Source organism: Nannocystis bainbridge (assembly GCF_028368995.1).
GTDB lineage: Bacteria > Myxococcota_A > Polyangia > Nannocystales > Nannocystaceae > Nannocystis > Nannocystis bainbridge.
In genome coordinates, this window is sequence record NZ_JAQNDL010000001.1 from 410,316 (window position 1) to 433,064 (window position 22,749).

General features: G+C 72.2%; 19 protein-coding genes. 8 read left to right on the forward strand and 11 right to left on the reverse strand.

All coding sequences use genetic code 11. The annotated features are described in order from the left end of the window. The first annotated feature begins 59 nt into the window (after positions 1-59). Entirely contained in the window at positions 60-362 is a 303-nt protein-coding gene (locus POL25_RS01625) for a hypothetical protein (protein ID WP_272083994.1), read from the forward strand. A 107-nt stretch (positions 363-469) separates the two neighbouring features. On the opposite strand, the gene POL25_RS01630 is transcribed toward POL25_RS01625, so the two are convergent. Together POL25_RS01630 and POL25_RS01635 are read right to left on the reverse strand one after the other, a co-directional pair. Then, positions 470-1,798, reverse strand: coding sequence for an FG-GAP repeat domain-containing protein (locus POL25_RS01630; RefSeq protein WP_272083995.1), 1,329 nt, complete (start codon positions 1,796-1,798; stop codon positions 470-472). A gap of 9 nt (positions 1,799-1,807) precedes the next feature. Next, complete coding sequence (locus tag POL25_RS01635; protein ID WP_272083996.1) at positions 1,808-2,659, reverse strand: hypothetical protein; 852 nt, start codon at positions 2,657-2,659, stop codon at positions 1,808-1,810. Positions 2,660-2,817: 158 nt separating this feature from the next. On the opposite strand from POL25_RS01635, the gene POL25_RS01640 reads away from it, so the two are divergent. Both POL25_RS01640 and POL25_RS01645 read left to right on the forward strand, forming a co-directional pair. Continuing rightward, positions 2,818-4,506 (forward strand): serine/threonine-protein kinase, encoded by a 1,689-nt coding sequence (locus POL25_RS01640; RefSeq protein WP_272083997.1) that lies wholly within the window; start codon positions 2,818-2,820, stop codon positions 4,504-4,506. A gap of 47 nt (positions 4,507-4,553) precedes the next feature. Continuing rightward, complete coding sequence (locus POL25_RS01645) at positions 4,554-5,330, forward strand: SDR family NAD(P)-dependent oxidoreductase (RefSeq protein ID WP_272083998.1); 777 nt, start codon at positions 4,554-4,556, stop codon at positions 5,328-5,330. A 186-nt stretch (positions 5,331-5,516) separates the two neighbouring features. Here the strand turns inward: POL25_RS01645 and POL25_RS01650 are convergent, their stop codons facing one another. The 3 genes from POL25_RS01650 to POL25_RS01660 are packed head-to-tail and all read right to left on the reverse strand — an operon-like array spanning position 5,517 to position 8,335. Continuing rightward, positions 5,517-6,980 carry an ATP dependent DNA ligase gene (locus POL25_RS01650; protein WP_272083999.1) on the reverse strand — a complete coding sequence of 488 codons (1,464 nt, stop codon included), beginning with the start codon at positions 6,978-6,980 and terminating at the stop codon, positions 5,517-5,519. A 25-nt stretch (positions 6,981-7,005) separates the two neighbouring features. After that, positions 7,006-7,710 (reverse strand): hypothetical protein, encoded by a 705-nt coding sequence (locus POL25_RS01655; RefSeq protein ID WP_272084000.1) that lies wholly within the window; start codon positions 7,708-7,710, stop codon positions 7,006-7,008. 22 nt (positions 7,711-7,732) lie between these two features. Next, complete coding sequence (locus tag POL25_RS01660; protein WP_272084001.1) at positions 7,733-8,335, reverse strand: hypothetical protein; 603 nt, start codon at positions 8,333-8,335, stop codon at positions 7,733-7,735. A 454-nt stretch (positions 8,336-8,789) separates the two neighbouring features. Here POL25_RS01660 and POL25_RS01665 point away from each other — a divergent pair, with 454 nt between their 5' ends. Genes POL25_RS01665 through POL25_RS01675 form a run of 3 tightly spaced genes read left to right on the forward strand, consistent with a single transcriptional unit; the run spans position 8,790 to position 10,212 of the window. Further along, a complete protein-coding gene (locus tag POL25_RS01665) occupies positions 8,790-9,398 on the forward strand; it encodes a hypothetical protein (protein WP_272084002.1) in 609 nt (202 codons plus the stop codon). 45 nt (positions 9,399-9,443) lie between these two features. Then, the gene (gene cutA, locus POL25_RS01670) at positions 9,444-9,776 is read left to right on the forward strand and encodes a divalent-cation tolerance protein CutA (RefSeq protein ID WP_272084003.1); all 333 of its coding nucleotides are present in this window, start codon (positions 9,444-9,446) and stop codon (positions 9,774-9,776) included. Positions 9,777-9,780: 4 nt separating this feature from the next. After that, positions 9,781-10,212 (forward strand): hypothetical protein, encoded by a 432-nt coding sequence (locus POL25_RS01675; RefSeq protein ID WP_272084004.1) that lies wholly within the window; start codon positions 9,781-9,783, stop codon positions 10,210-10,212. Positions 10,213-10,408: 196 nt separating this feature from the next. Here POL25_RS01675 and POL25_RS01680 read toward each other — a convergent pair whose 3' ends face one another. The 5 genes from POL25_RS01680 to POL25_RS01700 form a co-directional block, all read right to left on the reverse strand. Then, positions 10,409-12,853 carry a hypothetical protein gene (locus tag POL25_RS01680; RefSeq protein WP_272084005.1) on the reverse strand — a complete coding sequence of 815 codons (2,445 nt, stop codon included), beginning with the start codon at positions 12,851-12,853 and terminating at the stop codon, positions 10,409-10,411. Continuing rightward, positions 12,853-15,306, reverse strand: a complete 2,454-nt coding sequence (locus tag POL25_RS01685) for an acylase (protein WP_272084006.1) — start codon at positions 15,304-15,306, stop codon at positions 12,853-12,855. Before POL25_RS01685 ends, POL25_RS01680 begins: the two co-directional genes overlap by 1 nt. Before the next feature lie 442 nt (positions 15,307-15,748). Next, the gene (locus POL25_RS01690; protein WP_272084007.1) at positions 15,749-16,450 is read right to left on the reverse strand and encodes a hypothetical protein; all 702 of its coding nucleotides are present in this window, start codon (positions 16,448-16,450) and stop codon (positions 15,749-15,751) included. Then, complete coding sequence (locus POL25_RS01695) at positions 16,447-17,100, reverse strand: cobalamin B12-binding domain-containing protein (protein ID WP_272084008.1); 654 nt, start codon at positions 17,098-17,100, stop codon at positions 16,447-16,449. The genes POL25_RS01690 and POL25_RS01695 overlap by 4 nt, the downstream gene beginning before the upstream one ends. After that, the gene (locus POL25_RS01700; protein ID WP_272084009.1) at positions 17,097-17,711 is read right to left on the reverse strand and encodes a biliverdin-producing heme oxygenase; all 615 of its coding nucleotides are present in this window, start codon (positions 17,709-17,711) and stop codon (positions 17,097-17,099) included. Before POL25_RS01700 ends, POL25_RS01695 begins: the two co-directional genes overlap by 4 nt. A gap of 126 nt (positions 17,712-17,837) precedes the next feature. Between POL25_RS01700 and POL25_RS01705 the strand changes: the two genes are divergently transcribed. Together POL25_RS01705 and POL25_RS01710 are read left to right on the forward strand one after the other, a co-directional pair. Continuing rightward, positions 17,838-19,832: an ATP-binding response regulator gene (locus POL25_RS01705; RefSeq protein ID WP_272084010.1), complete on the forward strand. Its 1,995-nt coding sequence runs from the start codon at positions 17,838-17,840 to the stop codon at positions 19,830-19,832. Continuing rightward, complete coding sequence (locus POL25_RS01710) at positions 19,829-21,373, forward strand: response regulator (RefSeq protein WP_272084011.1); 1,545 nt, start codon at positions 19,829-19,831, stop codon at positions 21,371-21,373. The genes POL25_RS01705 and POL25_RS01710 overlap by 4 nt, the downstream gene beginning before the upstream one ends. Positions 21,374-21,455: 82 nt before the next feature. On the opposite strand, the gene POL25_RS01715 is transcribed toward POL25_RS01710, so the two are convergent. Continuing rightward, positions 21,456-22,643, reverse strand: a complete 1,188-nt coding sequence (locus tag POL25_RS01715; RefSeq protein ID WP_272084012.1) for a trans-sulfuration enzyme family protein — start codon at positions 22,641-22,643, stop codon at positions 21,456-21,458. Positions 22,644-22,749: the final 106 nt, after the last annotated feature.

Genomic DNA, 22,749 nt, shown 5'->3' on the forward strand with positions numbered 1-22,749 from the left:
GTCAGGGACATCCGCCCTGCGCTTGACCCGCCGCCGACCGCCGCGGTACCCCGGGTGCGATGTTCCGCCCGACCCCCCTCAAGCTGATCCTCGGCCTCGTGCTGGTCGGCGCCACCTACTTCGTGGCCGCCAACTCGCACATGGACATCTTCCCCTGCAAGAAGACCCGCGAGGACCTGGTAACCCGTCGCCTCGTGACCGACGAGTCCACCTGCAGCATCCTGCAGACCCACGGCGACTACTACCAGCCGCCGGAGAGCGCCAAGCTCACCGAGGCCGGCTGGGCCACCGCCGTGGTCGTGATCGGCCTGGTCCCCCTGCTGCTCGGCTTCGCCATCGGCTCCCGCTTCTCGAAGAAGTGAGCCTGCCCTCGAGGACATGCCTGAACGGACATGTCCCCTTCGCCATGCCCGATCGGGCATGTCCCTTCAGACATCGGTGGCGAGCGCTGCCCCGCCGCGCTCGCCGCTCACTCCCCGCCAGGCGAGCGGTTGAGCCAGAAGAACACCCGGCCCTCGCTGCCGACCTTCAGCACCGCGCCGATGTCGATGCGGCCGTCGCCGTCGTAGTCGAGCGGCTCGAGGTCGACGATCTCGCCGCTGACCTCGCCTGCGGGCGCCAGCGCGTACTCGACCTGTCCGGGCGTCAGATCGGGGGTGCGGACCAGCACGCTGATCGCGTTGAGGCCGGTGCCGTCGACGTCGTGGGCCACCGCGACATCGACCTCGCCGTCGCCGGTGAAGTCGCCGAGCACCGCGTCGCGGATCTCCTGGCCGACCTCGAAGAACTGCGGCGCTTCGAACAAGAGCGGCTCGCTGCGGCGCTGGCGGACCACCGAGATCCCGCGGGCCGTCGGGTGCACCGCGACCAGGTCGACATCGCCGTCGCCGTCGAGGTCGTCGAGCAGAACCCGGCGGATCTCGTAGTGTGACAGCGGGATGTCGAGGCGCTCGGCCTCGTCGGCCTTCATGGTGAACGCGTCCTTGCTCACCAGGTAGATCGCCAGCGACTCGTGCTCGCTGTCCTTCGGCCTGTGCGCGGCCACGATGTCCTCGAACCCGAGCCCGTCGAGCTGGGCGACGTTGACCGCGTGGATCCCGGTGAGCTCCGGGATCTGCAGCCCCACCCGGCGCTGCAGCGCGAACAGGGCCCCGTCGTCGGCCGCGACCACGATCCCGTCGAGCGGCTCCTCGTCGGGCTTGTCCTTCGGCGCCGGTCCGCTCTCGCAGCCGATCGCCAGGCCGGTCGTCTTCTCCACCCCGACCACGTCGAGCGTCTCGATGCTGTTCGGCGCCGGGCAGTTGCCCCACGGCACCAGCGTCGCCGCGTCGAACTGCTCCGGCGACGTGCGCGCGAACATGTCGCCGCCGTTGTGGAACCCGAACACCTTGCCGGCCGTGCCGGTCGCCGGCGTGCCCGCGGTCACCCCGAGCAGGTCGTCGCCGTGGCCCTCGCCGAAGAAGCGGGCCGCCGCGATCGCCTCGATGCGGCCCGCCATCTCGAGCTCGGCGCTGAGCTCGGTCTTCTGCGCGCGCGTCGTGTGGATCTGGATGCGCCCGAGGTCGAGCAGCACCGCGAAGTCGTTGTCCACGCCCTCGTCGTCGAAGTCGCCGCGCAGCAGCCGACGCGGCGCGATCGGCAGCTCCAGCGGCGCCCCGGCGCGCGGCATGCACACGTGATGCGGCGTGTGCAGCCCGCCCTCGCCCGCGTTCGCCCCGCAGTCGGGCAGCGGTTCGACCTGAAAGCAGCTGGCCGCCGCGATCGCGGCGACGGGGAGCGAACTGAGACGCGCGCGCATGGACCTCCGCTAGAACGCCACCGCCAGGCCACCCGGCCGCACCTGGGCGCGCCGCGGCCCGGCCCGGTCGCCGCGCACCGCGTCGACCACCACCAGCGCCACGCCTGCCAGCGCCAGCGCCCCGCCGACCCCGATGCCCACGAACGCCAGCGTGCGCGCCGATTGATAGTGATCGGCATACAGCTGCTCGCGCCCCGAGGGCAGCGGCACGTACTGACCCTCCTCGCGCCGCTGATCGTCGATGCGCCCGGCGCTGACCAGCCCGGCCGCGCCGAGACCTGTCCCGAGGGCCAGGCCCGCGCCGATCAGCGCGTAGCCGGCGATCCCGGGCGCGCGCGGGCGATACGGCTGCGCCTGCTTCGACTCGAGCTCCGGCCCCGGCGCCGGCCTTTCGGGCTGCGTCGCGCCCCCCGCCGGCGGCATCGCGGCCAGCTGGGCGTCGATCGCCGCCACCCGGGCGCGCGCGTCGCGGGCGTCGCTGCCGGCCGCCTCGCTGATCTTGGCGAAGTTGAGGAACAGCACCCGCGCTCGCCGCAGGTACGCCGGATCGGGCTCGACCTCGTGGCGCTTGCTGTACGCCTGACCGAGGTTGTAGAGCAGCGCCTCGGCGCGGCTCAGCTCGTACGCCGCCTCGAACTTCTCGAGCGCCACCTCGAACTTGCCGAGGTTGTAGGCCTGCGAGCCCTCCTCGAACAGCCGCTGCGCCTCCGCCTCATCGGTGCTCGCCGCTGGCCCCTGGCGCGCCGCCGCCGGCCCCGGGGCGGCCGCCGCGAGGCTCAGGGCGATCGCCGCGACCAGCCGAAAAAACCGCGTCTGCGCGAGGATTCGGCCGTTCTGACGCCTCCGTCCGCGCGAGAGCACGCCCGACGCTACCACCTCCGGCGAAGCAGCGACAAGCGGGCTGCGTCCGCCCCGCGCGTTATCGACCGCACGCGCGCACCGGCGCCGCCCGACCTTCACGGCCGCGGGCCGACAGTGCCACACTGCACCTCCGGCGCCCGTGCGCGCACGGAGCCGCGATGTCCGAGCCGAGCGCGAAGACCCTGCCGATCGACGCCCGCGCGCAGACCGTCCGCCCCGCCGGCAGCGACGGCCCCGCCCCGCCCTCCGATCGGCGGATCGGCGACCTCCTGAAGGGCACCTACACGCTCGAGCGGCTGCTCGGCGCCGGCGGCATGGGCTCGGTGTATCTGGCCCAGCACGCGCTCATCCGCAAGAAGGTGGCGATCAAGATCCTCGCCCCCGAGTACGCGCTGAAGCCCGAGCTCAAGGAGCGGTTCTTGCGGGAGGCGCGGGCCGCCGCCGCGATCGATCACGACGGCGTGATCGAGATCCACGACTTCGGCGAGACCGCCGACGGCACCGCCTTCTTCGTCATGGAGTACCTCGAGGGCGAGGACCTGGCCGCCGTCATCCAGCGCGAGGCGCCGCTGCCGTGGCCCCGCGCGCAGGGCATCGTCGTCCAGCTGTGCCGCGCCCTGCAGGCCGCGCACGACCGCGGGATCGTCCACCGCGACATGAAGCCGGGCAACTGCTTCCGCCTCGTCCGCGACGGCCGCGACGTAATCAAGGTCCTCGATTTCGGCATCGCCAAGCTGCAAAACCCCGACGAGGGGGTCGGCCAGGCGCTCACGCGCACCGGCATGATCTTCGGCACGCCCGAGTACATGTCGCCCGAGCAGGCCCAGGGCGAGCGCCACGATCACCGGGTCGACATCTACGCCGTCGGCGTGATCCTCTTCGAGCTGCTGACCGGCAAGCCGCCGTTCGTCGCCGAGACCTTCATGGGCTTGCTCAACAAGCACATGTTCGACGCCCCGCCGCGGCCGGCCGACGTCGCCCCGCACGCCGACATCCCCGCCGCCGCCGAGGCCGTGGTCCTCAAGGCGCTGCAGAAGGACCCCGACCTGCGGTTCCAGACCATGGACGCGCTGGCCGCCGCGCTCCTGGCCGTCGACGCCGGCGTCGCCCCCGAGCTCGTGCCCGAGACCACGCGCGCCAGGCCGGCCCGCGGCGCGCCGATGCAGTTCCGCAGCGCCGACGCCCCGCCGCGGCCGACCCTGCCCGAGACCACCGCCCCGGCCTTCCCGATGCCGTTCGCCCCGCCGCCGCCGCGCACGAACGTCGCGCTGATCGCCGGCCTCGGCGGCGCCGTCCTGGCCGCCGGCGCGCTCGTGCTGTTCACTCTGGCTGACTCTTCGGACAGCGCCGACAGGACAGGTCCCCAAGAACATGTCCCTCCGGTCAGCGCGCCCGAGCTGCTGCCGCTGCCGCCGCCTGCGCCCGTGCCCGCCCCGCCCCCGCTCTCGCCGGACCTGCTGCCGCTCGCGCCGCCGACGGTGACGGTCCGGATCGACACCGCCGGCCTCGCCGCCGAGGTGCTCGACGAGCGCGGCGCGGTGCTCGGCACCACCGCCGACCCGCGCGGCCTGCAGCTCCCGCGCAGCGACGGCGCGCGGCTGCTCCGCCTGCGCGCCGCGGGCCGCGTCGAGGCCCCGCTGAAGCTCGTGCCCAGCGAGGACCAGATCGTCGCCGTCACGCTCGAGCCGCTGCCCGCGAGCAAGCCGACGAGCAAGAAGGCCACCTCTCCGAAGAAGTCCGAGGCCAAGCCCGAGCCGCCGCCCCCGCCCGTCGAGCCGCCGCCCAAGCCGAAGCCCGAGCCCAAGTCGTCGACCTCGCCCGACCTGATCTCGCCGTTCAAGAAGTGAGCGCGGTGATGACACGCGCGCTCGGCCGGGCGGTTACACTGCCCCGCATGTCGAACGCACCGCTCGCGCTCATCACCGGGGCTGGCCGCGGCATCGGTCGCGCCGTCGCCGAGGCGCTCGCGCCGAACCACACCCTCCTGCTCGCCGGCCGCGACCGCGACGTCCTCGCGCGCACCGCCGCCGAGCTCGGCGCTCCGCACGGCGCCCACGTCCTCGGCGTCGACCTCGGCGAACCGGCCGCTCGCCGCTCCTTCCTGTCCGAAGTGACAGGTCTCGAAGGCCAGCTCGGCGCGCGGGTCCAGGTCCTCGTCAACAACGCCGGCGCCGCCCACTCCGCCCCGCTCGCGCGCACCGGCGACGACGACTGGGCCCGCCTGTTCGAGCTCAACTGCACCGCCCCGTTCGTCCTGACCCGCGCCCTCGTGCCCGGCATGATCGCCGGCGGCTGGGGCCGGATCGTCAACGTCGCCTCGACCGCCGCCCTCAAGGGCTACGCGTACACGGCCGCCTACTCGGCCAGCAAGGCCGGTCTGCTCGGCTGGACCCGCGCCCTCGCCGTCGAGCTGGCGGCCAAGGAAGTCACCGTCAACGCCGTCTGCCCCGGCTTCACCGACACCGACATCGTCGCCGACGCCGCCCGCAACATCCAGGCCACCACCGGCCGCAGCGAGGACGACGCCCGCAAGGCGCTGGCCCGCTTCTCGCCGCAGGGCCGGCTGCGCAGCCCGGCCGAGGTCGCCGACCTGATCGCCTGGCTCGTGCGCCCGGGCGCCGGCGGCGTCACCGGTCAGGCGCTGGCGATCGACGGCGGCGAGACGGCCTGACCGAAGGGCCAGGTCTCGGCCGCAGCCCGTGCCCGCCGCGCCAACGGCAGCTCTGCCCGCGCCTGCCGGCGCACCAGCGGGCGCCTGTACGATCGCACATGCACGAAGGGGCAGGTCCCGAAGTACCTGCCCCTTTCGCCATGGCCCGAGGGACATGCCCTCGCGGACAGCCGCGATCAGCCGCGATCAGCCGACCTTGTCCCAGCCCTTCTTGATGTTCTCGCCGACCATCTCGTCGCCGATCTTGAGCGCCTCGCCGAGCGTCGGCGCCAGCCGGACCTCGCGCTCGAGCGGCGTCTTGCGGCCGGCCGAGAAGTCGGTCCAGTGGACCACGAAGGCCGGGTAGTTGGGGTCGGCCTTGTCCTTGTTGGTGCGCCAGATGACGAGCTTGCGGACCGCCTGCTGGCCCTTCGCGCTCTTGGCGTAGACCTCGCGGCGGATCACCTCGGAGGCCGGCAGGACCAGGCGCTCGGCCTTCTTGTTGAGGCTGTCGATCTGGACCCGCTCGAGCACCTGGGCCACGCGGATGTCGACCGGGTTGACGGTCTTGTCGCTGCGGATGCGCGAGAACACCGGGTGGAGGATCGACACGCCGGGCATCTCCCGGATCGTGCGCCAGCCGGTCTGCGAGTGCTCGAGCACCATGCGGAGGATCGGGTCGCCGCTCGAGTCCTCGCCCTGGATGTCGGTGACCTTGACCTCGATCACCGTCTCCGGTGGGACGAACCGGTACAGCGCGCCCTTGCTGTTGGCGTAGCGGTAGTTCGACGCCACGGCCTTGCCGGACATCTGCTGGTAGAACGACTTGCGCTGCTCGGTCGGCATGTTGCCGCAGGCGCCGATGACCTGGAACTGGCCGTCGTCGCGCATCATCGCCAGCAGCAGCGAGCCGACCGCCTCGGGCTCGTCCGAGCTGTCGGTGTAGCCGATGATCGCCGCGTCGATGTCGATCGTCGGCTTGAGCTTGAAGACCAGGTTGTCGGCGGTGCGGACCACCAGGCCCTCGCCCTTGCCGCCCTCGACCCACTCGTTCCAGCGCTGCATGATCTGCTCGGCGCCGGTCGCAGCCTCGGTCTTGATCGCCTGCAGCCGCTTGCCGCCGGCCAGCAGCCGCTGGCACAGCGCCAGGCGGTCGACGTACAGCGGCGGCCGCTGCGGCGCCTCGGCGTCGCCGCCGTGCAGCACGTCGAACGCGAAGTACGCCATGCGCTCGACCTGCGCCTGCGCCTCGCCGCCCATCGCCGACCCGAGGTCGCCGACGCGCGGCCGGCCCTGGCCCGGCGCCTTGGCGGCGAACAGCTCGCCCGCCAGCACCGTGCGGCCCTGCTTGCGCCCGAGCGCCGCCTTGGCCTCGAGCAGCACCGGCACGTCGCCCGAGACCACGCGGCCGGTCGGCGAGCACAGGATCGCCTGCTGCTCGTCGAGCACCAGGAACCACAGCTCGCCGTCGACCTTCGGCGACACCTGCAGCACGCCCGGCGGGACCGACCCGCGGGCCAGGTCCTCGAAGGGCAGCGCGCGGTAGCTGCCGGCCACGGCGCGCTTGTAGTTGCGGAACATGGCCGCCAGCTCGGTATCGAGCAGGCTGCCGGCCGGGCTCTGCTTGCCCTTGCCGAGCGGACGGGCGCTGTCGGTGGAGAACAGGCTCATGAAAATCTCCGGTCTGTCCGAAAGGTCAGGTGGCCGGCGCGCCCGGGGCGCGCAGCTCGAGGTTCGAGAGGTGGAGCAGCAGCTTGTACTTCTGGCCGTCGACGCGGCCCTCGAGGAAGCCGCGGTACGGCGTGCCGTTCTCCTGGAAGATCAGCGGATCGCGGCCCTTGCCGCCGGCGCCGAGCAGCGCCATCTCGCCCTTGTCGTGCAGCTCCTTCGCCATCTTGAACAGGAAGTCGAACGACAGGCCGTCGACGTGCTTGATCTGGATGGTGCGGCGGAACGCGAACTTGGTGACCACCTCGGCCTTGGGCAGCCGCCGCGGGGTGAACCGCACCGGCGACTCCTTCTCGTTGGTGTTGGCCGGGATGTCGGCCGCCGGCTTGCGCTCGCGCTCGGCCCCGTCGGGCCCGAACAGCACGTCGACCAGCCTCGGCGAGGCGTGCAGCACCTCGCCCTTGCTCGACAGGAACACGGTCTGCGTGTCGCCGACGACCTTGCCGACCTGCTCGATGTCGATCTCGGGGTCGCCGTCGATGAGCGCCTGCGCCAGGTCGCCCGGCAGCGCGCTGAGCTTGCCGAAAGTGCCGGCCTCGGTGGTCGCCAGGTAGCGGCGGAACTCGAGCTTCTTGCCGGGCACGCCGGACACCGGCCCGACCTTCTCCTTGACCGACTCGAGCGCGAGCGTGGCGTCGCGCTTCTCCTCGTTCATCAGCTGGATCTTGCGCATGGCTGTCTCCCTGACCTGTCCCTCAGAACATCTCGAAGTCGAGCTCGTCACCGTCGTCGTCGCCGCCCGGATCGTCGGCCACGGTGGTCTGCAGCTCGCACCACTCGCTCACCGCCGGCGAGCCCACCAGCGCGAAGTAGGCCCCGCCGTTGCACACGAGGTAGGCCAGCTCGGTGTCGTAGCCGCCGCGGTAGCTGAACACGAAGCGGAACACCTTGCCGCCGCGCAGCTCACCCTCGAGCTTGGGGTCGAGCCCGTTCGGGTCGAGCGTGTAGACCGAGCGCACCGCGAGGTCGAGCAGCTCGCCCGGATCGATCGGGCCCTCGAGCTTCTGCGCCTCGCCGAGCGTGCTCGGGATGTGCGGCAGCGGCTTGCCGTCGCCGTCGAGGCCGACCAGCTTGCCGTTCGGGATCCACGCGTTGCCCTCGTCGAAGTAGCCCTGCGCGGTCATGCCCGAGCGGATCAGCAGCGTGCCGTCGCGCGACAGCTCGGCCCGCTCGCAGCGCTGCTCGTGAGGGTCGAGGATCTGGCGCTGACGCTTGCCGTACAGCTTGGCGCGGTCGAGCTTCTCGTGATCGAAGGTCGACTGCACGCCGCCCCAGTTGACGATGATCGGTTTCGCCATAAGTGCGAGGGCCCAAGCGGCCGCCAAGCCTTATCCGACCGGCCGCGCAGCCCTGTCAAGCCGAGCGTTCTGCCAGCGCGAACTCGCGCTGCGCACTACTGCCCATCGACATCGCGACAGCGGCCCGCTGCACCGCGGATCCGCATCCTTGTACGCGCAATCGAGCGAGACCCTGCCAGCGCCGTCACGTTCTGATCTCGAGCAGATCATGAACCGGCCGCGCCGATCTCCTTCGAGCCCCCGGTCGGTCGACCGCGAAGGCTCCACGGACTCGTCAGCTCGAGCGTGCAATCACCTGTCCCGAGGGACAGCACGACCCTCGGCTCGGATGCCGTCGAAGCCTCGCGAACCTTCGACCGTGAGCAGAGCGACCGCGCCCTGGTCGGGGCCCGCGATCGCGCGTAGGGTCGCCGGCAAGAACCTTATGCGTCGATCCCTTCATGCATACCTGTCCGTGACTCTGACGCTGTTCGCCTGCGGCCCCGCCAAGCAGAGCGACAGCGACACCACCACCGGCCCCACGAGCACCTCCACGACCTCGTCGTCCGGCACCGCGAGCACCACCTCCTCCTCCTCGACGTCGCCCACCACGACCGGCGAACCGCTCACCACTTCCTCCTCCGGGACCTCCGACACCGAGGCAGCGACGGACAGCGGCACCCCCTCGAGCTCCGAGCCCACCGGCACCGAGGTCACGAGCACCACCGGAGCGCCGGCGGGTGATTGCAGCGATCAAACGAACCTGGATGACTGCCACGCCATCCCCGGCCCGGGCGGCCACTCGGACTGCGTGTGGGTCGAGACCGTCGCGCAGTGGAGCCCGGACACCGGCTGCGAAGTCGTCGCCGGGCCGGCGCACTGCGTCCAGGGCTTCTACGTCGGCGATGGCTGCTTCGGCAGCGGCTGCCCCGATCTCGAGCGCGTGTACGTCCGCGATCAAGGCGACGGCAACTTCGACGTCGTGAACCACCCCGGCGGCTCCTGCGGCGTCGAGCCCGACGGCTGGGAGCAATGCAGCACCGAGTTCCCCGAGCTGCCAGAGGCTTGCGGCTGCGTCTGCTGACACTGCCCTGGCGCTCTCGAGGCTCTCTTGCGCTACGCTCGAACCATGCCTGGCGACGCTCCCGACATCCACGTCATCCTCATGACCTGTCCTCCCGACCAGGCCGAGAAGATCCTCCTCGCGCTGCTCGAGCGGCGCCTCGTCGGCTGCGGCAACATCCTCCCGCAGGTCCGCTCGCGCTACTGGTGGGACGGCCAGATCTGCAGCGACGACGAGGCCCTCGTCGTCATGGAGACCACCCCCGATCGCCTCGACGCCCTCTACGCCGCGATCCCCGACGTTCACCCTTACTCCGTCCCCAAGGTCGTCGCGCTCCAGCCGAGCGCCTGCGGCGAGCCTTACCTGCAGTGGCTGCGCGCTGTCACGCGGCCGGGCTGAAGCCATGGTCGTGCTGTTCACCATCCTCGGCGTCCTCGCCGATCTGCTGATCCAGATGTTCACCCTGCTGGGGACCGGGGCCGTCGTCGCGAGCGTCGTCCGCGGCTTCTCGGCCGAGGATGGCGTGCTCCTCCTCCTGTTCCTCGCCGCCACCATCGGCGGCCACTGGATCCTCCTCCGGCGGATCCGCGCCGGACGGCGCACCGTCGCCACCGCGCGGGCCGGCAGCGAGGAGGTCGGCACGCGCACCGCCGGGCACTTCGTCACCGACGCGCTGCTCATCCTCTGCCTCGCGGCGATGCTCCGCACCATGCAGGAGCCGCCCTGGGAGACTGCCGAGCGCGCCGGAACGATCGCCATGCTCGTCGCCTGCATCGTGCTCTGCGGCCTGCGCGTCGCCTTCGTGCGTCGGGACCCGGATCCCGACCTGATGTGAGGAGGCAGCAGTTCCAGAGCTTGAGGCCGTTGCTCGCCAGCATTCGGCGCGCGCAGGCAACGAGCCAGCGATCCACTCATCGCGGGGTCGCCGTTCCGACCCGGCCTTTCGTGTCGCTGCGATGCGACGCGCCGGAGCGCTGACGGTCCGCAGCGCCCGGTCGCTCGCGTGCGAGGCCGCTACGAGCCCGCCGCTCTCACCTGCCCGCGCGCGCCAACTTGCGCGCGCAGGCTACCAGCGCCAGGTAGCAGCCTGCCCCGATCGCCATCGTCGTCGAGATGCCCCACGTCATGGATGTCCCGAGGGCCAGGCCGCTCGCGCACACTCCGAACGCCCCGTTGATGCCCCACAGCCACGGCGTCACCGCGTGACCGCCTGCCCTTTCGACCAGGCGCAGCCCCAGCGGGAAGCAGATGCCCATCCCCACCGCGGGCGGCGCGATGAGGGCGATCGACAGCAGCACGCGGATCGTCGTCTCGGCGCCGGCGAAGTTCTCCGTCACCGGGCCGGTCGCCAGCCGGGCCGCCACCACCATCAGCGCCGGGATCAGCGGGAACAGCCACGCCACGGCCCCTCCGCGCTCGACCGCCAGCTTGCCGCTGAGCAGGCTACCGATGCCCGCCGACAGGATGATGCCGCCGAGCACCACCGCCAGCGACAGCGTCGGGTGGCCGACGAACACCCCCACCTGGGACAGCAGCGCGATCTCGACGAACATGAAGCCGAGGCCGATCAGCGCGAAGTAGGCCAGCGCCGCCGCCAGCGTCGCCGGGGCCAGCCCCGTCGTCGGCTCGCTCGCTCGGCTCACCTCGGTCTGCGCCGGCCGGGCCACCAGCGGCCCGAGCAGCGCCGCCAGCGTCAGCAGCAGGCTCACCAGCGTCGCGTACACCAGCGTCTGCGTCGCCTGCAGGTTGCCGAGGAACCCGAGATCGAGCTCGCTGAGCTCCTCCTGGCCTTCGAGCCAGGTGCCCGGCTTCAGCATGTTGAAGAAGAACGGCCGGTCGTCGGTCGGCGGCGTCAGGTCGAGCGTCTGGCGCTCGGCCCACTGCCACAGCGTCGCCCGGTCTTCGATCGCCCCCAGCTCCGCCAGCAGCGGCTGGGCTGGCAGGCGACGCGGCGTCAGCACCATGTTGACGCCGATCCGGACCGCCTCGCGCTGCATCAGGTCGAGGTCGTCCGCGGTGAACGGCGTCGGCGAGACCAGCAGCGTCGCCACGCTCTCGACCTGCAGCAGCAGCAGGTGCGCGCGCGGCTTCTCGACCCCGAGCTGCCACAGCGCCTCCATCGCCAGCGCCACCATGCGCGCCGTCTCGCCGGGCGACTCCTTCTTGTACCAGCGCGACACCGTGAACACCCCCGTGGGTGCCAGGCGGCGCAGGAACACCAGCCAGCCCTCGACCGTGTACAGCCCGTTCTCCGACAGGCTGTACGCGCCGGCGCCGGTCGAGGCCCACGTGTCGATCAGCGACATCGTGATCACCTCGTACTGCCGGTCGTCGCGCGAGAAGAAGCTGCGCGCCTCGTCGGTGTGCAGCTCGACGCCCGGGCGCGCCGCGATGGTCGAGAAGTCCGCCATCGACCGCCGGTGCAGGTCGACGATCGCCGCGTTGAGCTCGACCCCGACCACCGGCGCGTGGCCGCTGCGCAGCGCCGCCAGCACGTCGCGACCGCCGCCGACCCCGATCACCGCCGCTGGCCCGTGCGGGCGCAGGCGGTGGGCGAACGTGCTGAGGTCCCAGTCGAGGTACGCGTGATCCGAACCTGCCCCTTCGGCCATCAGCGTCGCCGCCGCGCCGTCGATCTTCAGCACTCGCTGCTGGATCGGCGCCCGCGCCTCGAGCGGCATGTTGCGCCCCGGCGCCCACAGGTACGGCGGCAGCGCGATCTGGGTCCCGACCGTCACCCGCGAGTGCGTGTTCCAGGCCACGTGCATGAACTCGCGCGGGTCCTCGCGCACCCCCTTGACCCACGCCGGGCGCAGCGGCGGCGCCTCGGCGGCCGCGTTGAAGCCGGCGAACCCCAGCAGCGCCAGCGTCAGCGCGCCACATGTCCCGAGGGACCTGCGCTTTTCGCCAGGGTCTTCGTCACATGTCGCAAAGGCCAGGGCGCCGAGCGCCGCGATCGCCCCGACCACCAGCACCGCGCTGGCGGCGTCGACCACGTCGAGCAGCGGGATCACCAGCCCGCAGCCGGCCGCCGCGCCGAGCAGGTCGCAGCCGTAGGCGCGGCCCGGAGGCAGCCCGGCGCGCGTCAGCGCCAGCGTCAGCGCCACCCCGGCGGCCGCGAACGGGACCGCCAGGGCCGCGCCGAAGCCGAGCAGGGCGAAGAAGCCCATCAGGTCGATGACCGGCAGCAGCGGCCCCGACATCGTCCACGCGACCGCCAGCGGGGCCAGCGCGGCGAACAGCGCCGAGCTGCGGGCCAGCCGGCGCATCACCGTCGCCTGGGTGAACCGGGCCGGGCGCATGAACACGTAGATCGAGCCCGCGGTCATGCCGAGCATCGCCAGCGCGATGACGAAGAACGACAGGTGGTACCACGCGATCACGCTGGTGATGCGGGTCAGCAAGATCTCGAGCGCGAGCGTCGAGCCCGCGACCAGGGCGATCCCGGCGTAGAGGAAGAACGAGCGCATCGGCATCACCTGCCCTCGACCACGGTCTCGTGCAGGTTGGGGTCGGCGGCGATGTCGGCCTCGCGGAACAGCAGCGGTCGCCATTGCTTCTGCGAGAACAGCTCGGTCTGGTCGCGGAAGTGGGGCGAGCGCGGGTCCTCCGACTGCGAGTACGTCAAGAACGCCTCGCCGCGCGGCCCGTCGGGCAGCATCTCGACCGCCATCACGAACGACGAGCCGTAGTTGATCACGTAGCCGCGCTCCGTAAGGCCGGCGGTGCCGTCGATCGCCGGCGGGCGCCCGACCTTCGGCAGCAGCGTCGAGTTGAGGCCGCCGTTGTAGCCGACCACGTTGGCGATGCCCTCCTTGGCGAACCCGCCGTGGACCCCGATCTCGACGCTGCCGCGCGGCGCTCGCTGCAGCTGCTTGAGCGGGGCCGACAGCGGCACCCCGGCGGTCCGCAGGTTGACCACCGCCTCGCCGAGCGCCACCAGGGCCCCGTCGACCTGGCCCGCGGCCGGGGCGATCAGCGTGTGCGGGGTGTGGACCGGGTCGTCGACGTCGAACGGCACGTTGAACAGCGAGCCGCGGTCGAGCACCGAGTCGGGGCCATAGGCCGCCAGGTACTCGCGGAACAGCACCGCGCCGACGCTGTCGGGGTCGAAGCGGCGGTCCCACGCGCCGAGCAGCTGGCAGATCGTGCGCAGGTCGACGACGCTGCCGGCGACCTCGATCACGTGTTGCGCGTCGCAGCGGGCCAGCAAGGCGTCCAGCACCAGCTCCGCGGTCAGCGAGTGGTTGCCCTGGATCGCCGCCTGGATCTCCGCCAGCGAGAACGTGCCGTCCTCGCCGGCCGCCACGAACGGCGCCTCGTTCTGCAGCAGCATCGCGTTGACGCGCGTGCGCGGCGACTGCGGCGCGCGCTCCGCCCCGTGCAGCGGCGAGAAGCCCTCGAGCGGCGCCGCCGGGTTGGCCAGCCAGTACGAGTCGTTGGCGTTGAGCACGAAGTCGCGGCGGCCCAGCTGCGGCATCGCCGAGAACGGCACCAGCCCCGGCGCGCGCGCGTCCCCGCTGTCCTGCCACTCGTAGCTGGAGTCGCTGCCGTCGAGCACCACCAGGCCGCCCTGCTGGTACAGCAGCCCGGTGAGGAAATCGCTCTCGATCGCCGCCTGCCAGCCGGCGATCGCCGCCTCGGTGATCTGCCCGGTCGCCGAGGCGTCGGCGTACCACGCGTCGCCGTGCTTGTCGGCCGCCATCGTGTTGACCCACGGGATGCCCTGCACCGTCTTGAACACCTGCTTGAACCCGTCGAGGCTGGTCGCGCGGTCCATGCCGAGGAACTGCTCGATGAGCCGCGGGTTGTCGATGTTGGCGTCGCGGTAGGTCAGCGCGAGGTCGCCGGACCAGCCGATCGGGTCGACGTTGAGCATCGGCCCGTAATGGCTGTACCACATCGTGCGCGACACCTTGCCCTCGCCTGCGACCTCGGCCTCGAAGGTCTTGGCGGTCATCGGCCGCGAGGCACCGTCGTACAGGTAGGCCGTCGGATCGTCCGGGTCGAGCGTCAACTTGTAGAACGTGAAGCGCGTGCCCGACGAGAACGTGTGCGTCCACGCGACCTCGTCGTTGAAGCCGATCAGCACCCCGGGCACGCCCATCAGGCCGACGCCGTAGATGTTGAGCTGCCCCGGCACCGTCACGTGGCTCTCCCACAGCTTGAGCTCGCCGGTCCACGGGAAGTGCGGGTTGGCCACGACCATGCCGCCGCCGCTGGTCGTCTTCTCGGCGCCGAGGGCCCAGCCGTTGCTGCCGAAGCCGCCGCTCGTCAGCGTGCCGAGGCCCGCGAGCGGCCCGCCCGGCAGCTGCAGCGGCGACCCCGGCGGCTGGGCCGTGCCGATGTAGCCCGCCAGCTGATTGCTGCTGCCGAGCAGCCCGAGGTCGACGTAATAACGGGCCAGGTCGAGCGCGTCGATCTCCTTGACCCACGGCGCCCCGGCGCAGTCGGCCGGCAGCTGCCCCGGCGGCGTATCGCGCAGGTACTGGTTGTAGCCGGCCGCGTAGCCCTCGATCGCCGTCTTGACCTCGGCAGGCGCCGCGTCCCACATCCGCTGCGCCCGCGGCCCGACCTCGAGCGCGAGGTAGGCGAAGTCGCTGGTCAGGAACGCGTCGCCGCTGCCGCGCCCGAAGTACTTGGCGCGCTCCGAGCGGACCTTGACGATCTGATCGGCCAGCGTGCACACGTGGTCCTGCGCGAACGCGTAGGCCTGGCCGAACAGCGCGCTGCCGAGATCGTCGGCCTGGATGTGGGCGATGCCGAAGCTGGTGCGCCGGATCGTCGCTCGATAGGCCGGCTCGCCGGAGGTCTCGCTCGTGCTCCCGTCACCTGTCGAGCTCGCTCCGTCCGTCTCAGTGTGGGGGGCGTCGGTCGAACCGCAGGCGAACAGCGGGGCGAGCGCGAGGACGGCGAACTTGCGCAACATCGCCCGTCAGGCTAACGCGTCGCCACGCAGCGGCGCAAGCGCGCCGCCCTCGCCGGAGCGACTGCACGGCCCCTCCGCGAGCCCGCCCGACGCCGAAAGGCGCGAGGCGCCGGCGGACCCCGCGGGCGATTCCGGGCGGTTTGCCCGCGAGCGGCCGTGCGCGGCCCGTCGTGGCCGCGCCGATGGCCCGGTTCCTCACGGCGAGATCCAGGGCAGCCGCCGGGCTCCGACGGGGGTGATCCAACCCGCGGCCACGGTCGCCCGAACCGGCCTGGCCAATCGGACATGTTCTATCGAGCATGTCGTCAAAGACATTCGCGCGCCGGACCGTGAAGTCACATGCTCCACGGGACATGCCCTTCCGAACATGTCCCACCGAGCACTCCGCCGCCGCTCGCCTCCGCGCTCACCCTGCCCCATCGAGCATGTCCTCACGGACAGCTCACGCCTCGGCCGCCGCGAGCGCCGCCGCGAACAGCTCGGCCAGCGCGGGCTCGTCGGGCAGCTGCTGGGCCAGCGCGGTGCGGATGGCTTCCACGCGCCGGACCAGATGTGCGCGCGGGATGCCGCGGCGGCCCAGGAACCCCGCCAACCACCGGACATGGTCGGCCAGCACCGCCGGCGAGCCCAGGGCCAGCGCGTCGGCGCAGTACGACACCAGCGTGCCGAGCTCCACCACCTGCAGCGGCTCGTCGTCGCCGGCGGCCGCCAGGGCCACCGCGGCGGCCAGGACCAAAGTATCGGCGCGGCGCTGGACCTCGCGCGCGAGCCCGTCCGGGTACGCCAGCGCGGCCGCCGCGGCGCTCAGCAGGTCGACCGCGGCCTGGCGGTCGGGCCACGGCTCGTCGGCGATCGCGGCCGCCAGACGCTCGAAGTTCTCGGCCAGGTGCAGCGTGCACATGCCGCGCGCGGTCAGCACTTGCTGCAACCAGCGGGCGTAGTTCTCGAGCACCGCCGGGTCGTCGCCGGCCAGCGCCTGCTGCAGGTACTGCACGTGGAAGCGACCGTCCTGGCGGCCGTGCCGGTCGGCCCGCTCGCCGAAGCGCTCGCGCCAGAACGGGTCGACGTACATCTCGCCGAGCACGCGCTCGGTCAGGCGGTCGCTCGCCTCCGCGAGCTGCGCGATCAGGGCCTCGTGGCTCACGCCTCGACCCCCGCCAGCCGCCGCGCCGTCGTCACCAGCTCGCCCGCGTCGTCGCCTGCCTGCACCACCCCGAGCTCGCCCGCGAGGCCTGGCGACCAGCGCGTCGCGTGTCCGCCGATGAACACCGGGCGATCGCTGATCTCGCGCACGCGCGCGACCGCGGCCCGCAGCGCCGGCAAGTTGAAGCTCATCGTCACTGACAGCCCGATCAGGTCCGGCTGCTCCTCGCGCACCACCGCCACGAGCTCCTCGGTCGGCACGTTGGCGCCGAGGTAGCGCACTTCGAAGCCCGCGAGCTCGAGCACGTCGGCGACCAGGCGCGCCGGCAGCTCGTGCAGCTCGCCCTCGACGCACGCCAGCACCACGCGACGATCGAGCGGCGGCTGCGGCGTCGCGCGCTCGAACAGCGCCGCCAGCGACAGGTGCGAGATCGCCGTCGCCATGTGCTCCTGGGCGATGCTGACGCGGTTGAGCTGCCACAGCCGACCGATCTCGTCCTGCGCCGCGCGGATGACGTGCAACTGCAGCTCGTCGACGTGGGCCCCGCCGCCGAGGCCGTCCTCGAGCAGCAGCCGCACCGCCTCGCGTCGATCGCCCGCGAGCTGGGCCCGCAGGTAGCTGTCGCGCAGCTGCGCCAGCACCGGGGTCATGACGCCTCCCGCAACGCCTGCCCGGCCGCTCGCGTGCGCGGGGCCAGCCAGTCGATGAGGCGCGTGAAGGTCGCGCGCGCCGCGAGCACGGCCTCGGCCTCGGCCTCGGTCGTGCTCACCACCCGCGTGACCACGGCCGCGAAGGCGCGCCAGCGAGCCCCGGTGTCCGGCCCGTAGCCGGCCAGAAACGCGGTCGCTCGTCCGCGCAGCACGGTCAGCGCCGGCGGCAGCTTGGCGAGGATGTAGCGGCCGCCGAGGGTCGAGCCTTCGAGCACGTAGGCGACCCCGAGCGCGCTCGCCAGCGAGGCCGTCGAGGGCAGCGCCGCGCATCGGGGCACGGTCGAGGGATCCTCGCCCAGGACGCCCAGATCGGCCACGAGCATGGGGGATTTGCGCCGTTCGGCGGCCGCGAAGCCGACGGCGAGGAGCCCGGCGTGAGCACCCAGCCGGTCCTCCAGCGGCGCGTGGTAACCGAGCATCGCCGCCAGGTAGCGGCGGTAGTCGGTCAAGGTCGCGTCGGCGTCGAGGATTCGCACGTGGAGCTCCGCCTCGCGGTGGAGATCTGCAGTGTCGTCCTTGAGCCGGCGAAGCGGGTCGCGGGCCGCGGTCACGATCCCACCGTGCTCCGCACGCGCGGCCGGGTCAAGGCGCGGGTGACTTTAATGACAATCTGTCATCGCGGGTCGACGAGTGCTTGTGTATGAGCCAAACAGGGGAGAGCCTCCGCGCTCAGCCGTATGCAGCCGACCACCTCCTCACTCGAAGCCACGATCGACGCGCTCAGCCGCGAGCTCGCGCTGATCGTGGCCCCCGACAGCCGGATCGAGTGGGCGGACCCGCGAGCCGAGCGGCACGGCCTGCGCGCCGCGGCCGAGCTGCGCGCGGCGGTCGTGCCCGGCTGCGAGACCAAGCTCGACGAATTGCTGCGCCAGGCGGCCACCGAGCCGGTGGGCGGCTGGGAGCTCCCGCTCGTGCTCGCGGGCAAGCCGGTGACGCTGTCGTTCTCGGCGCGCGCGCTCGACGGGCGCATCGCTCTGGTCGGCAATTTCGTCCCGCAGGGCTACGCCGAGGCGATCGGCGAGGCCGCCCGCGCGGTGCAGGAGATCGTCGACCTCAACCGCCAGCTCGCGCGCCAGAAGACCCGGCTCGAGGAGTCCAACAAGGCCATCCGGGCCCTGCACGCCGAGCTCGAGCAACACGCCGATCGCCTGCGCTCCTCGGCCGAGGTCAAGAGCCGCCTGGTCGCCGGCGTCAGCCACGAATTCCGCACCCCGCTGCACTCGATCCTCGGCCTCTCGCGCCTGCTGCTGGCCGCCTCCGACGGCCCGCTCAACGACGAGCAGCAGACCCAGGTCGCCTTCATCCGCGACTCCGCCGAGGAGCTGTCGCGCATGATCAACGACATGCTCGACCTCTCGCGGCTCGACGCCGGCAACGCGCCGATCCGGGCCGCTCGCTTCGCCCTGCCCGACTTCTGGGCCGCGCTGCGCGGGACCATGCGACCGCTGGTGCGCGAGAGCGGCGGGGTCGAGCTGCTGTTCGACCCGGCGCCCGACGTCGGGCTCGAGACCGACCAGGGCAAGCTGGCCCAGATCCTGCGCAACCTGATCGCCAACGCGCTCAAGTTCACCGAGCGCGGCGCCGTCCGCGTGTCGGCCCGCGTCGACGGCGAGGAGCTGCGCGTGCTGGTCGAGGACACCGGCATCGGCATCGCCGCCGACGACCAGGCGCGCGTGTTCGAGGAGTTCGTGCAGATCGACGGCGCCCTCCAGCGCGCCGCCACCGGCACCGGCCTGGGCCTGCCGCTGGCCAAGAAGCTGGCCGAGGCGCTGGGCGGCCGCATCGAGCTCGAGAGCACCCCCGGCGTCGGCTCGACCTTCTGCGTCACCGTCCCGCTCGAGCACGCCGAGATCGACGCGTTCCGCAAGCTCGAGGTCGCCGCGAGCCAGCCTGACCCGACGCGCGCCCCCGTGCTCGTGGTCGAGGACGACCGCAGCGCCGTGTTCGTCTACGAGCGCTACCTGTCGATGGCGGGCTTCCAGGTGCTGCCGGCGCGCACCACCGAGGACGCGCGCAAGGTCCTCGAGCAGGTCCGGCCCTCGGCGATCTTGCTCGACGTCATGCTCGAGCGTGAGGACACCTGGAACTTCCTCGCCGACATCAAGCGCGACCCGGCCACCAACGACATCCCGGTGCTGGTGTGCACGGTGATGAACCGCGAGTCGCGGGCGCGGGCGCTCGGCGCCGACGAGTTCTGGCTCAAGCCGGTCGACGAGGACAAGCTGATCCGCAAGCTGCAGGTGCTGGCCGCCGGGCGCGGCGCCAAGGTCCTGGTCGTCGACGACGAGCCCGCGGCCCGCTACCTGATCAAGAAATTCCTCGAGGCGACGCCCTACCAGCTGCTCGAGGCCGCCGACGGCGACACCGGCGTCCAGCTGGCCCTGAGCGAGCGGCCCGACGTCATCTTGCTCGACTTCCTGCTCGAAAACATGACCGCGTTCGACGTGATCGACCAGCTCAAGGCCGACCCGCGCACGCGACCGATCCCCGTCATCATCGTCACCTCGCATGCGCTCCCCGTAGAGGACCGACAGCGGCTGGCGGAGAGCACCGAGGCCATCCTTTCCAAGGAGCACCTGTCGCGCGAGCTGGCGATCAATCGCATCCGCGACGCGCTCCGTCACGCGGGCATCCGTGAGCAGCCGCCCGCCAACGAACGAGGTGGAGCGTGAAAGACGCCCGCAAACCTTTGATCCTCAACGTCAACGACCACGTGGCCAACCGCTACATGGTCTCGAAGATGCTCAAGAACGCCGGCATGCAGGTCATCGAGGCCTCGACCGGCGGCGAGGCGATGGCGCTGGCCCAGGACCCGCAGCAGAAGCCCGACCTCATCGTCCTCGACATCCGCCTGCCCGACATCGACGGCCTCACGGTGTGCCGCCGGCTCAAGGCCGACCCGCGCACCCGCGACATCAAGATCCTCCACACCTCCGCCACCTTCGTCACCTCGACCAACCGCGTCGAGGGCGTCGAGGCCGGCGCCGACGGCTACCTCACCCAGCCGTTCGAGCCGCAGGACCTGATCGCCACCGTGCGCGCGCTGCTCCGCCTCCACGACGCCGAGGCCGCCCTGGTCGCGCGCAACGGCCTGCTGGTCGAGGCCGACCGGCGCAAGGACGAGTTCCTGGCCATGCTGGCGCATGAGCTGCGCAACCCGCTGGCCGCGCTGCACATGGGCCTGCCCGTGCTCGACCGCTACCCGCCGCGCGACGAGCTCGAGCAGCAGACGCGCGACATCATGGGGCGCCAGCTGACCCTCCTCACCCGCCTCGTCGACGACCTGCTCGACGTCTCGCGCGTCACTCGCGGCCGCATCGTCCTCCACCGCGAGCCGATGGACCTCGCCGCGCTGGTCCGCCGCGTCGTCGAAGTCATGCGCCAGCGGGCCGCGGGGCCGCGCCGGCAGGAGCTCCGCCTCGTGCTGCCGCCGCAGCCGGTGCCGGTGCTGGCCGACGGCGGGCGCATCGAGCAGGTGCTGACCAACCTGCTCGACAACGCCAGCAAGTACTCGGACGCCGGCACCACCATCGAGATCCGCCTCGCGCTCGTCGGCGGCCAGGCCGAGGTCGTCGTGCGCGACCAGGGCATCGGCATCGACGCCGCCACCTTGCCGGCCATCTTCGACCTGTTCGCCCAGGCCACCCGCTCGCTCGACCGCTCGCACGGCGGGCTCGGCATCGGGCTCACGCTCGCGCGCGGCCTCATCGACCTCCACGGCGGCACCATCACCGCCCGCTCCGACGGCCTCGGCCTCGGCACCGAGCTCACGATCCGGCTGCCGCTGCAGGCCGCGCGCGAGCTGGCCCCGGCCCAGCCCAGCGAGCCCGCCGCCGCCCCCGCCCGCCGCCGGATCCTCGTCGTCGACGACAACGAGGACGGCCGCAAGATGCTGCGCAAGCTGTGCGAGCTGCAGGGCCACGACGTCGCCGAGGCGGCCGACGGGCTCGAGGGGGTCCGCTGCGCCCTCGAGGGCCGGCCCGACGTCGCCTTCGTCGACATCGGCCTGCCCGGTATCGACGGCTACGAGGTCGCCCGCCGGGTCCGCGCCGGGCTCGACGGCCACTCCCCGGTGCTGATCGCCCTGTCCGGCTACGGCTCGCCCGAGCACCGCGAGCTCGCCCACGAGGCCGGCTTCGACGAGCACGTCGTCAAGCCGATCAAGCTCGCCAACCTGCGCCGGATCGTCGGCGCCGCCGCGCCCAAGGCCTGAACCGCCTGGCCTCGGGGGCATGTCCCGATGGACATGCCCATGCAGACATGCCCCGGAGAGCATGTCCCGAGGGACCTGTCGTTCAGGCCCGCAGCGCCTGGTCGAGGTCGGCCAGCAGGTCCTCGACGTCCTCGACGCCCACCGCCAGGCGGACCAGGTTGTCGCGGATCCCCACCGCCCGCCGCTCGTCCGTCGTCAGCTCGTAGAACGACATCAGCGCCGGCTGCTCGATCAGGCTCTCGACCCCGCCGAGCGACGGACCGATCCGCGGCACCGTGCAGGCGTCGATGAACCGCGACGTGCGGTCGAGGTCGCCGCGGACCAGGAAGCTGACCACCCCGCCGAACCCTCGCATCTGCGCCCGCGCGACCGCGTGGTCGGGGTGCGAGGCCAGGCCCGGGTAGAACACGCGCTCGATCGCCGGGTGGCCCTCGAGGAACTCGGCGATGCGCTGCCCGCTGGCGTTCTGCCGCTCGACGCGGAGCGCCAGGGTCTTGAGCCCGCGGTGCAGCAGGTACGCGCTGTGGCCGTCCAGCACCCCGCCGAGCATGCCGCGCAGGTCCCGGACCGCCCCGACCAGCCCGGCGTCGCCGCACACGGCCCCCGCCAGCAGGTCGTTGTGGCCGCCGAGGTACTTGGTGCCGGCGTGGATCACCAGGTCGGCCCCGCGCCGCAGCGGCTGCAAGTTGACGGGCGTGGCGAAGGTCGCGTCGATCACGATCTTCAGGCCCGAGCCGCGGTGCTGGGCCTTGATCGCCGCCAGCCGATCGAGGTCGGCCACGCGCAGGTACGGGTTGGTCGGCGACTCGCCGAGCAGCACCCGCGTCTTGCCCGGCACGATCGCCGCCGCGAGCGCCTCGTAATCGCCGGGCTCGACCAGCGTCGCCTCGACCCCGAACTTGCGCAAAAAGCCGGTCACGAACTGGCGCGTCCGCCGGTAGCCGTCGGCCGTCAACACCACGTGCTGGCCCTGGCGCAGCAGGGCGAACAGCGTCGTCGAGATCGCCGCCATCCCGCTGGCCAGCAGCGCGCAGTCCTCGGCCCCCTCGAGCGCCGCCAGCTTGCGCTCGACCGCCGCCACCGAGGGGTTGCCGTAGCGGCCGTATTCCTCGCGCTGGACCCGGCCTTCGAAGTGATCCCGCACCGCGGCGGTGTCGCGGAACGTATAGGTCGCGGTGCAGGCGATCGGCGGCACGATCGCGTCGTCGGGGTTCGGGTGGCGCTCGCCGGCGTGGACGGCGAGCGTGGAGATGCGAGACGAGCCGGTCACGGGCGCACCGTCGCGCATCGCCACGCACGGCGCAACCGGCGATGGCCGCGACGTCGCGCCGACGCGGCGCCCCGGACACGCGTCCCGACGCGGCGCTCGATCGAGG

Excerpts from the sequence above, each read along its gene's own strand:
- POL25_RS01685 (WP_272084006.1), bottom strand. The coding sequence starts at position 15,306 with ATGTTGCGCAAGTTCGCCGTCCTCGCGCTCGCCCCGCTGTTCGCCTGC.
- POL25_RS01645 (WP_272083998.1), top strand. The coding sequence starts at position 4,554 with ATGTCGAACGCACCGCTCGCGCTCATCACCGGGGCTGGCCGCGGCATC.
- POL25_RS01705 (WP_272084010.1), top strand. The coding sequence starts at position 17,838 with ATGCAGCCGACCACCTCCTCACTCGAAGCCACGATCGACGCGCTCAGC.
- POL25_RS01640 (WP_272083997.1), top strand. The coding sequence starts at position 2,818 with ATGTCCGAGCCGAGCGCGAAGACCCTGCCGATCGACGCCCGCGCGCAG.
- POL25_RS01650 (WP_272083999.1), bottom strand. The coding sequence starts at position 6,980 with ATGAGCCTGTTCTCCACCGACAGCGCCCGTCCGCTCGGCAAGGGCAAG.
- POL25_RS01625 (WP_272083994.1), top strand. The coding sequence starts at position 60 with ATGTTCCGCCCGACCCCCCTCAAGCTGATCCTCGGCCTCGTGCTGGTC.
- POL25_RS01675 (WP_272084004.1), top strand. The coding sequence starts at position 9,781 with ATGGTCGTGCTGTTCACCATCCTCGGCGTCCTCGCCGATCTGCTGATC.
- POL25_RS01680 (WP_272084005.1), bottom strand. The coding sequence starts at position 12,853 with ATGCCGATGCGCTCGTTCTTCCTCTACGCCGGGATCGCCCTGGTCGCG.
- POL25_RS01630 (WP_272083995.1), bottom strand. The coding sequence starts at position 1,798 with ATGCGCGCGCGTCTCAGTTCGCTCCCCGTCGCCGCGATCGCGGCGGCC.
- POL25_RS01660 (WP_272084001.1), bottom strand. The coding sequence starts at position 8,335 with ATGGCGAAACCGATCATCGTCAACTGGGGCGGCGTGCAGTCGACCTTC.
- POL25_RS01695 (WP_272084008.1), bottom strand. The coding sequence starts at position 17,100 with ATGACCCCGGTGCTGGCGCAGCTGCGCGACAGCTACCTGCGGGCCCAG.
- POL25_RS01655 (WP_272084000.1), bottom strand. The coding sequence starts at position 7,710 with ATGCGCAAGATCCAGCTGATGAACGAGGAGAAGCGCGACGCCACGCTC.
- cutA (WP_272084003.1), top strand. The coding sequence starts at position 9,444 with ATGCCTGGCGACGCTCCCGACATCCACGTCATCCTCATGACCTGTCCT.